This is a genomic window from Acinetobacter sp. SCLZS86 (assembly GCF_021560715.1).
Classification (GTDB): Bacteria; Pseudomonadota; Gammaproteobacteria; order Pseudomonadales; family Moraxellaceae; genus Acinetobacter; species Acinetobacter towneri_A.
Window position 1 is genome coordinate 65,611 of the sequence record NZ_CP090865.1, and the last position, 13,997, is coordinate 79,607.

General features: G+C 38.8%; 16 protein-coding genes and 1 pseudogene. 7 read left to right on the plus strand and 10 right to left on the minus strand.

Annotation, left to right across the window (positions count from 1 at the left end; translation table 11 throughout):
* Positions 1 to 115: 115 nt before the first annotated feature.
* Both LZP46_RS15185 and LZP46_RS15190 read right to left on the minus strand, forming a co-directional pair.
* Positions 116 to 416 (minus strand): annotated as a pseudogene (locus tag LZP46_RS15185) (transposase); the annotation flags it as partial.
* A gap of 695 nt (positions 417 to 1,111) precedes the next feature.
* Positions 1,112 to 1,369 (minus strand): hypothetical protein, encoded by a 258-nt coding sequence (locus LZP46_RS15190; RefSeq protein WP_236095234.1) that lies wholly within the window; start codon positions 1,367 to 1,369, stop codon positions 1,112 to 1,114.
* A gap of 58 nt (positions 1,370 to 1,427) precedes the next feature.
* Between LZP46_RS15190 and LZP46_RS15195 the strand changes: the two genes are divergently transcribed.
* A complete protein-coding gene (locus tag LZP46_RS15195; protein ID WP_032073134.1) occupies positions 1,428 to 2,198 on the plus strand; it encodes a hypothetical protein in 771 nt (256 codons plus the stop codon).
* Positions 2,199 to 2,258: 60 nt separating this feature from the next.
* Here the strand turns inward: LZP46_RS15195 and LZP46_RS15200 are convergent, their stop codons facing one another.
* The 3 genes from LZP46_RS15200 to LZP46_RS15210 form a co-directional block, all read right to left on the minus strand.
* Positions 2,259 to 2,573: a BrnA antitoxin family protein gene (locus LZP46_RS15200; protein ID WP_038350244.1), complete on the minus strand. Its 315-nt coding sequence runs from the start codon at positions 2,571 to 2,573 to the stop codon at positions 2,259 to 2,261.
* A complete protein-coding gene (locus tag LZP46_RS15205) occupies positions 2,536 to 2,847 on the minus strand; it encodes a BrnT family toxin (RefSeq protein WP_236095260.1) in 312 nt (103 codons plus the stop codon). The genes LZP46_RS15200 and LZP46_RS15205 overlap by 38 nt, the downstream gene beginning before the upstream one ends.
* 280 nt (positions 2,848 to 3,127) lie before the next feature.
* Positions 3,128 to 3,769, minus strand: coding sequence for a TetR/AcrR family transcriptional regulator C-terminal domain-containing protein (locus LZP46_RS15210; protein ID WP_004787586.1), 642 nt, complete (start codon positions 3,767 to 3,769; stop codon positions 3,128 to 3,130).
* Positions 3,770 to 3,834: 65 nt separating this feature from the next.
* Here LZP46_RS15210 and tet(39) point away from each other — a divergent pair, with 65 nt between their 5' ends.
* Together tet(39) and LZP46_RS15220 are read left to right on the plus strand one after the other, a co-directional pair.
* Positions 3,835 to 5,022 carry a tetracycline efflux MFS transporter Tet(39) gene (gene tet(39) / locus LZP46_RS15215; RefSeq protein WP_004856455.1) on the plus strand — a complete coding sequence of 396 codons (1,188 nt, stop codon included), beginning with the start codon at positions 3,835 to 3,837 and terminating at the stop codon, positions 5,020 to 5,022.
* A 225-nt stretch (positions 5,023 to 5,247) separates the two neighbouring features.
* The gene (locus tag LZP46_RS15220; protein WP_015060246.1) at positions 5,248 to 5,859 is read left to right on the plus strand and encodes a recombinase family protein; all 612 of its coding nucleotides are present in this window, start codon (positions 5,248 to 5,250) and stop codon (positions 5,857 to 5,859) included.
* A gap of 189 nt (positions 5,860 to 6,048) precedes the next feature.
* Here the strand turns inward: LZP46_RS15220 and LZP46_RS15225 are convergent, their stop codons facing one another.
* The 5 genes from LZP46_RS15225 to LZP46_RS15245 form a co-directional block, all read right to left on the minus strand.
* A complete protein-coding gene (locus LZP46_RS15225; RefSeq protein WP_000155092.1) occupies positions 6,049 to 6,933 on the minus strand; it encodes an Mph(E) family macrolide 2'-phosphotransferase in 885 nt (294 codons plus the stop codon).
* Between the two features lie 55 nt (positions 6,934 to 6,988).
* Positions 6,989 to 8,464, minus strand: a complete 1,476-nt coding sequence (gene msr(E), locus LZP46_RS15230; protein ID WP_000052512.1) for an ABC-F type ribosomal protection protein Msr(E) — start codon at positions 8,462 to 8,464, stop codon at positions 6,989 to 6,991.
* Positions 8,465 to 8,956: 492 nt separating this feature from the next.
* On the minus strand, positions 8,957 to 9,229 hold the full coding sequence (nadS, locus tag LZP46_RS15235; protein WP_000369781.1) for a NadS family protein: 273 nt from the start codon (positions 9,227 to 9,229) through the stop codon (positions 8,957 to 8,959).
* A complete protein-coding gene (locus LZP46_RS15240) occupies positions 9,222 to 9,542 on the minus strand; it encodes a type II toxin-antitoxin system RelE/ParE family toxin (protein ID WP_000897307.1) in 321 nt (106 codons plus the stop codon). Before LZP46_RS15240 ends, nadS begins: the two co-directional genes overlap by 8 nt.
* 123 nt (positions 9,543 to 9,665) lie before the next feature.
* On the minus strand, positions 9,666 to 10,991 hold the full coding sequence (locus LZP46_RS15245) for an ISNCY family transposase (RefSeq protein ID WP_020846983.1): 1,326 nt from the start codon (positions 10,989 to 10,991) through the stop codon (positions 9,666 to 9,668).
* Positions 10,992 to 11,168: 177 nt separating this feature from the next.
* Here LZP46_RS15245 and LZP46_RS15250 point away from each other — a divergent pair, with 177 nt between their 5' ends.
* The 4 genes from LZP46_RS15250 (at position 11,169) to tnpC (ending at position 13,927) form a co-directional block, all read left to right on the plus strand.
* Positions 11,169 to 11,471, plus strand: coding sequence for an SMI1/KNR4 family protein (locus LZP46_RS15250; RefSeq protein ID WP_236095235.1), 303 nt, complete (start codon positions 11,169 to 11,171; stop codon positions 11,469 to 11,471).
* Positions 11,472 to 11,553: 82 nt separating this feature from the next.
* On the plus strand, positions 11,554 to 11,937 hold the full coding sequence (gene tnpA / locus LZP46_RS15255) for an IS66-like element accessory protein TnpA (RefSeq protein ID WP_004691518.1): 384 nt from the start codon (positions 11,554 to 11,556) through the stop codon (positions 11,935 to 11,937).
* Complete coding sequence (tnpB, locus tag LZP46_RS15260; RefSeq protein WP_000618087.1) at positions 11,934 to 12,269, plus strand: IS66 family insertion sequence element accessory protein TnpB; 336 nt, start codon at positions 11,934 to 11,936, stop codon at positions 12,267 to 12,269. The genes tnpA and tnpB overlap by 4 nt, the downstream gene beginning before the upstream one ends.
* A 74-nt stretch (positions 12,270 to 12,343) precedes the next feature.
* Positions 12,344 to 13,927 (plus strand): IS66 family transposase, encoded by a 1,584-nt coding sequence (tnpC, locus tag LZP46_RS15265; protein ID WP_236093705.1) that lies wholly within the window; start codon positions 12,344 to 12,346, stop codon positions 13,925 to 13,927.
* Positions 13,928 to 13,997: the final 70 nt, after the last annotated feature.

The following is a 13,997-nucleotide window of genomic DNA, read 5'->3' on the forward strand; positions in this document are numbered from 1 at the left end:
GATCTGCAGCTACTATTGAATTTTGTAGGAGCTGAATATGTCACCAAGGGGCTCAGTTTTTAAATGCCGTTAGGGGGTTATTTTTACACTGCCGCTAACAGAGCTCCGCCTGAGCGAAAAAAGCGGCTGCTTTACGTAGAATTTCATTCGCACGTTGCAGTTCTTTATTTTCGCGTTCCAGTTATTTGATACGTTCTTGGTCTGAAAGCTGCTGTACTTTAACTGGATTTTGTTTATCTAAATATTTTTGATACCAAACACGTAGTGTTTCGGGAGTACAACCCTTGCGCAGTATACTGCTCAGGGAGCAATAGCTGTGATCGCAGCCCAAGTAGAAGGATAATCTTTTTCGGATTCAATCAATAATTGAACCGCTCTTTCTCTGATTTCAGGGGGATATTTTTTGGTTTTGTCATCGGGACATTCTCTCAAGAAAGTTGGTCTCCGACAAACCCGGTACGGTTCAATGCGAATACGCTCAAAAGCTTCCTAGTGATACTTTTGAGGCCTTTGGAGCTGCACTTGCTGATATGCTTTTAGAAGAAAATTTTTTCAAGAAAGTTTATCCGATACTCTTAGAGAATGGCTTTCAACCACCAAAAAAACGGCCCTTTAAGGGCTGTTTTTTTATCTGCTTTGATCTCTTCGATCCTAGCCACAACAATGGATGCTAAGAAGAGAAAGGGGGATGTATCCTAATTATTCAACTGAGCTAATCAAACTTGTGAAACATTGTTTAAATATTAGGCGTGGAACATGAAAAATCATAAAAAAAGCCCACCTTGGGGAAGATGGGCTATCAACTAGAAACTACAGCATTAATTTCTAAAGAGAATTATAACGCATTACGTATAAGGTGTATTATGTTAATTTTAGAAAATCTTTCTAATCAGAAATTTAGTTTTCTATTAAGTTCTATAGTGCGGATCTAAGCGTAATACTGTATTCACATCATATTCAGCATCAAAAAAATCACAAATTTTTGATACCTTACCTTTAATTAATAATTTCTTATCTAGATAGAGGCTTTGTTGCATAAATATGTAAGCATCTGATTTAAATAGATTTAATTTTAGATCAAAAAACAATCAAAACTTTTAAAATCATATAGTTATAAAATCTTTGTGCAACAAAGCCCTAGATAGATGATCAATTTATTTTTATTTTTATCGAATATTACTCTTCCCCGAGGTACATCGTCATATTCAATTTCCCTTAGCTCAGAAAATTTATTTCGTAATTCATCCCAATAAGATACATGGTTGTAGGCACTATCAATCATACCTAAAGAATCTGAGCTATTAATATCAAACTCATGAGAAATACCAAGAACTTGATTTTTATAAAACCAAAATATACCTATTTTCAATGTTATTCTCCTAAGTTTTCATATATAACTTAAAAAAAATTAAGCAAGTAAACATACTATGATTGAATACTCAGAAAATTTAAATAAATTAAAAAATAACCTTATTACACATAAGGATTATCACCCTCTTTTACAAAAAATCAGCTTACCTTTCATTCCAGATTTTTTAGATAGTTCTTTTGACCAATCCAAAAATAAAGTAGTAATTGTTGGCCAAGAAACTTCTGGATGGGGGAAATTGAAATTAGATAGCTTTATATTAGGAAATTTAAGTACAAATGAATTAATTTCTGAAAGTAAAATTAGATACCGTAATCTTTATGAAAAGCCACCTGTGAGATCACAATTCTTAAAATTCTTAGGTAAAGTCAAAGAAAAAAATAATAACGAGTATATACAATGGTTAAACTTCTACTTCTTTGATTATAATAAAAAATCTTTTAACTTATTGAATTCAAAAAATAAAAGTATAGATTTGTATGAGCATCTTAAAGATATATCAATAGAAAACTTAGTAAATCAACTTGATAGATTAGAACCTAAAAATATTTTTTTCTTAGGTGCATATCATGGAAATTGGGAACAGTTGAAACTCAATTATGTTAATGACGAAGATATTCTTAACTTCAAAGAATCTATAGAAGGATTTAGCGTAAGATTCTGGAATAAAAAGACTTTAGTAATTCGACTCCCTCATCCTGCTTCTCGTGTTCCAAATAAAGGAAAAATTCAACAACAAGCTTTAACTTACTTTGATATTTTTAATAATCAAGCGGAGCAAAATCCTGAAAAATTTAAAGAATTGATAAGAGATAAATTACTTAACTAAAATATATTTAACATAATGGTGGTTATACGCAGTCAAAAATGGGAGCCTAAGCTCCCATTTTTATTGATGATTTTTTAATTCTTTAAGCATGGCATCCCGTAAAATTTTATTCATTCGTGTTTGATAGCCTTTGCCTTGGGCTTTTAGCCACTGCATGACATCTGCATCGATGCGAACCGTAGTTACTTGTTTAGTCGGCTTGTAAAATGGATTTTGCACTGCATTTTTCCAGAAGCTGTCATCAAGTTCAGGAATATCTGAAAAATCGATTTCACTGTCTGGACGTTTAGCTAACGCTTCCAGTCTTGCCTTTTGTTCTTCAGACAAAACAGGAGGATTATTCAAATCCATTTTGTAGGTAACGGTTTTGCTCATATTGTTTCCTCTCTTTTTTCTCTGCCTGTCGTGCCGAAATAATGCGGATATGATCAATCCCATTATGATCTTGTACAGTATGAGCCACTAATAAAACTGTCTGGCCGTGTACGAGACCTATCGCTTGCCAACGATATTCACCATTTTCAAAGCGATCCTGTTTGAAGACGGCATAGGCATCATAAAAAACCAAGGTTGCATCTTCAAAAGCTACACCATGTTTTTTGAGGTTTGTTTCTGCTTTATGCTCATCCCATGAAAACTCAATTTCCATAGTTGCATCGCTTTTTGTTAATACAAAAATGTTAATACAAAATTGTAAATTTTGCAAAGTTGTTCCATTTTTTATTGGCAAAATATTACAGAATCGAACATAAAAAAGCCGACTTGTTTCAAAGTCGGCTTTTTACGGATTTTAGGGTTGAGTGAAAAATTTTAAAATATTGATTTTTATATTAATATACAAGTGTATTGCGTATAACCACCATTATGTTAAATAATTAAGGATAAAAGCTTTATTACTAAATAGAACAGTTGCTTAAAGCAGTATAGAGTTAAGTTTGCATTTTAATATCAAGTTGTCTTTCAGCACCGATAATCACCATACGAATCCCATTTTCAAAAATGTCATCCGCATTCATATTTTGTAAGGTATTCACTCCTTGGAGCATGAGTGGATATATAGTTGGATCGGCTTCGAATGGTGGGTCTGATCTTATTTCTTCTTGCTGCTCCTCAAGGACCCACCCAACAATAAACCTTCCTAATGTCATAAGTAATGCAACTGCTTCAACAGGAGAAAACCCAGCATGAGATAACAGCGCAACTTGGGCCTCAATCGTGTTGAAATGTCCTTGACTGGGGCTAGTTCTTGCATGTAGACGAGCACCATCACGGTAAGCTAGTAGTGCTCGACGAAAGCTTACAGAATTAGCGAGCAACCAATCTTGCCATGTCATCCCATCGATGGGTAAAGAAACTAAATGGTGTTCATTTATAATGGTTTCCGCCATTGCTTCCATTAACAAGGATTTATTCTTGAAATGCCAATATAGAGTTGGAGATTTAATACCCAATCGTTGAGCTAGCTTGCGTGTGGTTATTGAATCTATGCCTTCTTCATTCAACATATCCAATGCGGTACGCAGGACTATTTCACGTGTCAGACGTTGAGGTGCAATATCTTTTTTACTCATAAATCTATCACTGATAGGGAGTGTGTGAGAGAATATTAATTCTATCATTGCTAGAGAAGGCATTTGTGAAGAAATCATTGAGCGTGATTTTAATCACTATATTTCTGGATGCTGTTGGGATTGGTTTAATTATGCCGATCTTGCCTGAATTATTACGGTCATTGGCTGGAGCTGAAGCAGGCGGTGTTCACTATGGTGCTTTATTAGCTGTGTATGCTCTGATGCAGTTCATTTTTGCACCTATCCTTGGAGCGTTGAGTGACCGATTTGGACGTCGACCTGTATTAATTATTTCAATTGCTGGTGCAACGGCTGATTATCTCCTAATGGCTGCTGCTCCTTCTCTATTGTGGCTATATATTGGTCGTATTTTTGCGGGAATTACAGGTGCCAACATGGCTGTTGCAACAGCTTATGTTTCAGATATTACTCCAGCCCATGAGCGTGCAAAAAGGTTTGGTCTCCTTGGAGCTGTCTTTGGTATTGGGTTTATAGCGGGTCCGGTAATAGGTGGAGTTTTGGGTGAATGGAACTTACATGCACCGTTCTTTGCTGCTGCTTTTATGAATGGGATTAATTTAATAATGACAGCAGTCTTATTAAAAGAATCAAAACACAGCAATAAAATGACTGAGAAGGTTCAGGAGCAATCAATATTAAAGAAATTATCCTATTTGATCACTCAACCTAATATGGCTCCATTGCTTGGTATCTTTTTAATTATCACATTGGTTTCACAAGTCCCCGCAACTTTATGGGTTATCTATGGGCAGGATCGTTATGGCTGGAGTATATTTATTGCAGGTGTTTCCCTTGCTAGTTATGGAATATGCCATTCTATTGCACAGGCTTTTGCTATCGCCCCTATGGTAAAGAGGTTTGGAGAGAAAAATACGTTGTTATGTGGAATAGCTTGCGATGCAATTGGTTTACTTCTTTTATCTATTGCTGTTGAAGAATGGGTGCCTTTTGCGTTGTTACCATTGTTTGCCCTTGGTGGAGTAGCCGTTCCTGCTTTGCAAGCAATGATGTCCAGAGGTATTAGTGATGAAAGACAAGGTGAATTACAAGGGCTATTAAGCAGTTTTAATAGTCTGGGGGCTATAATTGGTCCTGTATTAGTTACTAGCCTCTATTTTATGACTCAGGCATCAGCTCCTGGAATGGTATGGGCATTAGCTGCAATACTTTATGTAATCACCCTACCCTTATTGCTTAAGTATCGCCTGAATAAATATTCTGGAGTTCCATAAAATATTTAATTTATTGGTTTAAAAACTAATGGATTCTATAGTTTATCTAAAATTAACATAATACACGTTATACGAATTCCCAAGGCATGGCTTTTAGTCATGCTTTTTTTATCAAAAGACTATACCTGAATGATAGCGAGCCAAATCGCATACAATATCTATCATTAGACTTAATGCAATAATTAAATGATAGTATTATCATTAATCTAATAGAATTAAGATTAAATGATAGAAATGAATACACGTATTTATCTACGAGCTTCAACTAAAGATCAAGATGCAGAAAGGGCTTTGCAGATTCTTCAGGATCTAAACCAAAACTTGAATTTGGGTGAAACCATTGTGTACGTGGAAAACTATAGTGGTACGAAGTTAGACCGACCTGAATTGAATAAGCTACTGTCAGAAGCAAATCAAGGTGACACATTGTTAGTTGAAAGTATTGACCGCTTATCACGCCTAACCCAACGAGATTTTCAAGAGCTGAAGCGCAGGATCCAGGAGAAGGGACTTCGTTTAGTCGTAGCAGATCTTCCTACTACCTACCAAATGATTCAAACCAGTGACAGCATTACTCATTCAATCTTGGAACTCATCAACAATATGTTGATTGATCTTCTGGCAACAATGGCCCGCCTAGACAATGAGAAACGTATAGAACGTATTAAGCAGGGCCTGGCACGTTCGGGTTACAAACCAACAGGCAAGAAGGCAAATGAGGCTAAACATAAACGAATAAAAGAATTGCTAGTAGTTGGCAATATGACTAAGGAAGAAATTGCCAAAGCAGTGAATTGTGGAGTTGCAACTGTCTATCGAGTTGCTAAAGTTATCTAAAAGAGGCTTATCTCAACGCGCCCCCAATGGGGCACCGCTGCATTCAGGTTACTTCACATAAGAAATTTTATGTTAAATGATTGTTAGAAATGCCCCTTGATCGAGGCATTTTCTATAAAGAATACTAAAAACTAATTAAAGCCAACCAAGTTTCAAAACAAGGCAGTTCTCAGCAATCATATTTTTAAATTATATAACTCCCAACTGAGCTTTTGCTCCAACGATAAGGCTTTCATTTTGAGTTTCTAAGGCAAATAAACCATACATCAAAGGAGAGGCCGCTGCTCTTTCTAAAGTCTGTTCATATAGTTTATTCCAAACTTTACCCCCTAGTTTTTCATACTCGATGATTAGAGTTTTGAGGCTTTCTTCTCCAAACAAAGTTACATGCCCAGCAAAATCAATCGCTGGGTCATCTATATGGGCTGTTGACCAATCAATAACGCCTGAAACAGCTCCATCCTTTGAAGCTAGTACATGCCCAGCATATAAATCGCCATGTATAAATTGGGTGAAATCTGCCCATAGAACATCATTATCCAACCATTTTCTGTAGCGGGTTTCCAATTGCTCACTTATACCAATTTCAGATTTTACTAACTGCAAATTGTTTGCTATTTCAGGTCTTAAATCTGAAGGTTTCATAATTTTCAAATCATTTTCCCGAACTTCTTTTTCAGGAATACTATGGATTTCAAATAAGGTTTTTGCCAAAGATGTTATGTATTTCGGGCTATCTTTGTCCATATTCCAAATTATTTCATAGGTTTCAGCATCCAAATTTAAAACAGGATTATCTTTAAGTATGGGATAAGCCACTAATTCTGTAGATGAAATTCTCCAATCAGGAACCTCTACAGAAAGATGTTTTTTTACCAATTCTAAAATGCGTTTTTCTTTCTTGATTTGTTCCCTCATGCCATCACGACGAGGAATACGCAGCAACCATTGTTGCCCCTTTGTATCAAGAGCAAAAACGACCTTAAAATCAATGCCCATTTCATTGAAATTCATTTTGTCCGTAAGCAACAAGCCGTGTGCTTCAGCAAGTGATTGAATATCTTGAATTGTCATTTTTAATTTCCTTTAAAGAGTTCAATAATTAATGTTCGGATTAGATTGGCTATCATTAACAATCTCTCTCAAAAGTCTTGATGATTTTGTGGTCTTTGATCTCGTAGATAATGTCAGCAATATTATCGACCAATTGCTTGTCATGAGATACGAAGATAATAGTTCCTGCATAGGACTTCATCATTGTTTCTAATGCGGCAATACTTTTTAGGTCAAGATAGTTTCCTGGTTCATCCATAAGCAAAATATTATATTTTCCTAAAAGCATTTTGGATAAAAGCAGTTTGATGATTTCACCTCCCGATAAGTCGGATAAGTTTTTTTGAATATCATTCGCTCCGATCCCCATTGAAGCCAATACTGCACGAATTTCCGCAACTGTGTACTCGCACTCTTCCTGCATAAAGGAGAGCACAGATTTATGCGTGTTAAATTTATATCCTGTTTGTGTAAAGTAGCCAATTTCAGCTTTTGGAGATATGGTTAATCCATCAGCACGTTCTGATATCATTTTTAACAAGGACGTTTTCCCTGTTCCATTCGATCCAGTTATAGCGACTTTAGCGCCAAGCGGTATTATAAAGTTAGCGTCATCAAAGATAGTACGGCTACCAAATTTTAAGCTCAGACCATCTGCCGTAATCGGGAACTTATTGTGCAGTTCTAGGGCTGAACTTTGACGAAAACGAATAGAACGCAAATGCTCTGGTGCTTGAATATCTTCTAATGCAGCCAAACGCTTTTCCATACTCTTAGCTGCCTGATACAGTTTTCTTTGCTTGGTGCCAGTCATTTTTGCATGCCCAAGTCGTCCAGCACTTTCGGTAGAGTTTTTGGATTTTTCTCCTTTTTTCTTATTGTCTAATCGATTAGCTTGCTGGCGTTTTTCTTGCACAGCAGATTCTAATCGCTCCCGTTCCTTCATCATCAGCTCATATTCTACGGCTTGGTGTTGTCGCTCTTCTTCTTTTTGACGCAAGTAATCCGAGTAACCACCCCAATATTCCGTAATTTTACCGTCTTTTAACTCCCATATCTTGTCTACAACCATATCAAGAAAATATCGGTCATGACTGATAACAAGTAATGCTCCATCAAATGCTTTAAGTTGACCAATAAGTAGATCTATTCCATTGAGATCAAGGTGGCTGGTTGGTTCATCCGCTAGAATGCCATGTACTTGTTGGGAAAATGCGGCAGCAATTTTTGCACGAGTTTCCTCTCCGCCACTCATTGTGTCGTTTTGTACATTGGAAACACCAAGGCGAGATAACATTGCCCGGTCTTCGACCGTTTCTATTTCGATTCCGCCCAGTTGGCTGATATGTGCAAAATCACCAAAACGCTGTAATGTCGCTTCGGCTAAAACAATTTCGCCATTAAGTACTTTGAGTAAACTACTCTTTCCTGCTCCGTTATCACCCACAAGACCAATACGGTCATAAGAGTGAATTTCCAATTCATCAATATCCAAAACATCACGCCCAGCATAATCCAAGCGTATGTTTCTCGCTTTAATAATTAAACTCATTTTTATTTACTCCTGTTTAGCTCTTGAAATTTTTTATGCAGCAAACAGGATTTAGGTGAAAACAAAAGCTAGCATCACAGTGTCCTCCCAAAAAAAAAGCTATTCATCCACAGGGTGGACAAATAGCTAGTCAATTAAGTTATAACTGGAAACTATGCACTAAAAGCATACTTATAAATTAAGCATACTTTTACTTTATATATCCGCATATATTCTTAAAGACACAACAAAAGCCCACCATTATAAAATAGTGTCACTATGCAAATAGTTGTGTCTTAACGAATGCGGATAGAATGCATAAACTTACCTAAAAAATAAAATTCAGTTTTATGATAACTTTACTGTTAAAAGAAGTCTAGACAACCTTGTTTTATGCTTGGATATAAGGCTTATTTTAAAATAATAGTAGTGAAGATTTTCTAAAATTAACATAATACACCTTATACGAAATAAAAATGGGAGCCTTAAGCTCCCATTTTTTAAGTAATTTTTTCAAATAAGGCTTGGGTGAGCATCTAAAATTCGAATCAATGTAGCTGCTGGTCCAGTTGGATAGCGTCGTCCCTGTTCCCAATTTTGCAGGGTACGGGGGCTAATATGTAGACGTGCAGCAAATTCATTTTGGCTCAAGCCAGTTTTTTCACGTACTTCTTTAATATCAGGCAATTCGAGTTCTGTAACTCGGCTTGCTTTAACTTCTTTACGTTTGATAGCTCCAGCTTCTTTGATTGAAGCAACCAAGTCATCAAATAAGTTGTTATCCATGAAATTGCTCCTTCACGAGTTGGTGCAGAATGGCGGTTTCCTTATCTGTTAAATTATCTTTTACTGATTTTGGATAAGCCACTAAGAAAAAGATCTGATCATCCTCGGTGACCCAATAATAAATCACCCGTATCCCACCACTTTTCCCTTTGTTACCTTGAGCACAACGTACTTTGCGAATACCACCGCCATTCTTGATTAGGTCACCTCTATCAGGCTGTACCAAAAGATCTTGCTGAAGTTGACGATATTCCTCATCAGATACAAGGTCTTTAATTTGCTTGGTAAAGATGCTGGTTTCAATAAATAACATGGACTCTTTATACGTCAATGGCGTATTTGAATTTTAGCAGTTTCCATAACAAAAAACGAGAGCTGGTAGATCTCTGTTATTCCTAAGTAGAAATGTCCTACCTAATAACCAAATAGAAATGTCCTATACAGACACTTCCAAGTCAAGCACAGGATTCAGATTTCGTTCTTTGATTACTGTTTTCTGTGCACGTCTGCTCGGCATCTTTTGAGAACGATTGCGTTTGTTTTGCTGTTCTAATTCTTCGTGCTGTTGTTGAATATGATTGAGAACAGCACCTAAACGTTTATTCTCAACAACCTCTCGCTGGTTGAGCTGACTTAATTTATCGAAGATGCTGTAATTGATTTTTCTTCCTTGATGTTCAATGGCTACCGTGCCATCCGGGTATTCCAGAAACTCAAGATACTTGCCGATCAACCTTTTATTTTCTTCGGTATTTTCCAGTAAATATACGCATTTATCATAAGTAATCGTCAGGCTGTTCGTGACTCTGCGGGGTTCACGCCAGGTAAAAACATCATCTAATTCTTCGGCTGTTTCAGTGACAGTCCGGTGTAGATCCTTGGGATTAAAGGCCATATTGGCAAATTTACGATTAAATTGCTCGATAAAGCAGGGCAGCCAGGCATTCGCTTGCTCAATCGAACAGATGCCTTCCAGGCGCATTTCTTTAATCAGACGGTCCTGAAGCGTTCTATTCGCCCGTTCTACACGGCCTTTGGCTTGTGGTGAATTGGCGAAGATGATATCGATATTGAGGGTACTGAGTACGCGTCCAAACTGGGTAATCTTGGTGTCTTTCTTGCTGCTTTGATTCACCCTGAAGACTGAATGTTTATCACTGTAAAACGCCAACGGCTTACCATGCTGCTCAACATACAAACGTGTTGAAATCATATAGTCAAATGCTGATTCCGACTCACAGAAACGTAAATGCTGTAATTTTCCTGTGGCATCATCGATAAATACCAGCAGACAGCACTTAGCAGCGCGTCCTTCAAACCAGTCATGGTGTGAGCCATCGATTTGAATCAGTTCACCATAACAATCTCGGTTATAACGAGGCTGATACGGGCGTTTCAGGCGCTTGGCGCGAGGAATCCACAGATCGGCTGCAATCATCCAGGAACGCAGTGTTTCCACTGAAATATCGAATCCATGAACAGTGGTGAGCTTTTCATGCGCTAAAGTGGGTCCGAAACCATGCAGTTGATCCGAAACAATATTGAGGCACTTGAGTCTGAGCTCTTCAGGAAGCCTGGAATTGCTGATTTGGCCACGTGCAGCATGTGCTAATGCAGCTGGGCCTTGAGCTTTGTATTTTTGCAATAAACGTCTGATCTGACGTTCTGAAATATGAAGTAGCTGAGCAGCTTGGGACTGGGTTATGCGTTGATCACAGATTTCTTGCAAGACCGACAATCGTTTAAGTTCTTTATCCGACATAGACACCAACATATCAAACCGTCCGCTAAGAGAATTGCAAAAGTGCCTATTCTAAAAGCGGACATTTTTACTTTGGAGAAACCGGACATTTCTATTTTGGAGTTACAATCTCGTTTCGCATAACAGCCATTATGTTAAATTGTAGTAAGAACTTTAATGCGATAGAGCAGAATGTATATGCAAAATAAGCTTGATAACATTATTCAAGAATTAAAAGAACTATCTGGGAATAGTCGTCTAAACATAGAACTACCTGATGATATTTTCATATCTGCTTATGAACGAAAAATAGGTTTTATTTTTCCAAAAGATTATAAAAAAGTTTTGAAAGAGATTAGCAATATCTTTTATGGAACAATTGAATTAGCGTCTCTTACAGATGAGAAAGAATGCTATCGAGGGCTATCTCAGATATTAAATGATGCTAGGGAGCAAGGTCTGCCAGAAGATTGGCTACCTATTTGTGAAGATAATGGGTAAGCGTCCGCTGAACACACCTTATGAATTCATCCTATAAGCCTTAATTTAGTCCCCACTTAAAAACAAGTGGGGACTAAAATTTATGACTACAAATCACCAGACATCCATCGCATCTCTTGCGAAAAAACGAAGAACATACAGTGCTGAATTTAAACAGCAGATCGTTCAGGCTTGTAAAGCACCGGACGTTTCAATTGCTTCGGTCGCTTTGCAACATGGATTGAATACAAATCTTGTATCCAAATGGATTCGCTTAATTGATGCTAAGCCTGGGAATGATCGCTCACCACTACCGAATAAACCTGCATTTATTGCCTTATCCTGCTCTGCACCACTAGATCCTACTCCTACTGACATGTTAACGGTTCAAATTACTTTACCCCACTCAAAAGCAGAAATTGGCTTGAAATGGCAAGTATCAGAAATATCTGCTTTAGCAGAATTACTCAAGGCACTTGCAACATGATCCGCATTGATGAAATCTGGCTTTCTACCCAACCTCTGGATATGCGAGCAGGGATGGATACTGTCATGGCTCAGGTGGTGAGAGCCTTTGGCTACATTAAACCGCATTGTGCTTACCTGTTCTGTAATAAACGTGGCCATCGTATGAAAGTGTTGGTACATGATGGACTGGGCATCTGGCTGTGTGCCAGGCGTTTGGAACAGGGAAAATTCCACTGGGCTCAAGTTCACCAAGGTGAAACCGTGGCCCTCAGCCCGGAACAGTTACAGGCATTAATCCAGGGTTTGCCCTGGCAGCGCATTGGACGACAGCAAGTGGTCACAATGCTCTAAACTAGCTTGATCCATTCTGCTATTCTCCAAACGTTCTATTTCATTCTCTTCATGACCTCAGGCATACTGGGGTCATGAATACGCTGCCTGACTTAAGCCAACTGACCCATGAACAACTGCTGGAATTCACCAGGCAGTTGGCGATGCAGCATCAGTCTTTGGCACAATCAAACCAGCAATTAGATGCCAAAGTTCAACATCTTTCTATTCTCAACCAAAAATACGAGCATGAACTGGCGCTGTTTAAACAGCACAAATTCGGCAGTAAAAACGAACATCTCACTGCAAAACAAATCCATCTATGGGACGAAGCGGTCGAAGAAGATATCGCAGCCGTTGATCTGGAATTAGAACGATTAAATGCAGATAAAACCGATGCAGGGACACAGAAAGCCACAGTCAACAAACCTAAACGTCGACCACTGCCAGATCATCTACACACCATCCGTATTGAGCATGAACCTGCATCAACCCAATGCAGTTGTGGCTGCCAGTTACGTCGTATCGGCGAAGATGTCAGTGAAAAACTGCATTTCAGACCGGCACAGTTCTATAAGGAACAGCATGTGCGTGGTAAATGGGTCTGTGATCAGTGTGACACCCTGACTCAGCAAGCGATGCCCGCCTATGTGATTGATAAAGGCATTGCTTCACCTGAACTGCTCAGCCATGTGTTGGTATCGAAATATGCCGATCATTTGCCGCTGTACCGTCAGCGCCTGATCTATCAGCGGGCGGGCATTGATCTGTCCAGATCTACTTTATCTGACTGGATTGGTCGCTGCGGTGTGGAACTGGAACCTCTGGCCAATGCCTTAAAACAGGTGGTGCTGCAACAGCGGGTGATCCATGCCGATGAAACGCCGGTCACCATCATGCGGATGGGTGATGATGAGAAAAAACCGAAGAAAGGTTATGTCTGGGCCTATGCCACTACACAGTACAATCCAGTTCAGGCGGTGATCTATGACTTTCAGGATAGTCGTTCAGGCCAGCATGCTGCAGAGTTCTTGAAAGGCTGGCAGGGTTATCTAGTCTGTGATGATTACAGTGGTTATAAAGCACGCTTTAAATCAGGCCAGGTCATAGAGGTGGGCTGCATGGCGCATGCACGTCGTAAATTCCATGAACTGCATGTAACTGGGAAAAGTCAGGTCGCTGAACAGGCATTAGTGCTGATTCAGAAACTGTATGCGATAGAAGCAGAGCTCAGGAAAAAGACCGATGGTACAGCGGAAGACCGCCGCGAATACCGACAACAGCATAGTCAACCAGTGATGCAACAACTATATGAATGGCTCAACCAACATTATCTGACAGTGCCATCGAGTTCTCCCACCGCCAAGGCCATCAATTACACTCTGAAGCGTTGGCCAGCTTTAAGCCGCTATCTGGATGATGGCAATCTACCGATTTGCAATAATTGGATTGAAAATCAGATGCGTCCCTGGGCCTTGGGGCGCAAGAACTGGCTGTTTGCAGGTTCGCTGCGCAGTGGTCAGCGAGCGGCAAACATCATGACGTTAATCCAGTCAGCAAAGCTGAATGGCTTGGATCCGTATGCCTATTTAAGTGATGTGCTGAAAAGGCTGCCGACACACAAAGTGACCCAAATTGAAGAGTTACTGCCACACCGCTGGAAACCTAAATCGAATTAAAAAATAGGCATGGGGTTCAGCGGACGCTTACGATAATGGTAGTTATTATTGCCTATCTCCTAATCATAAA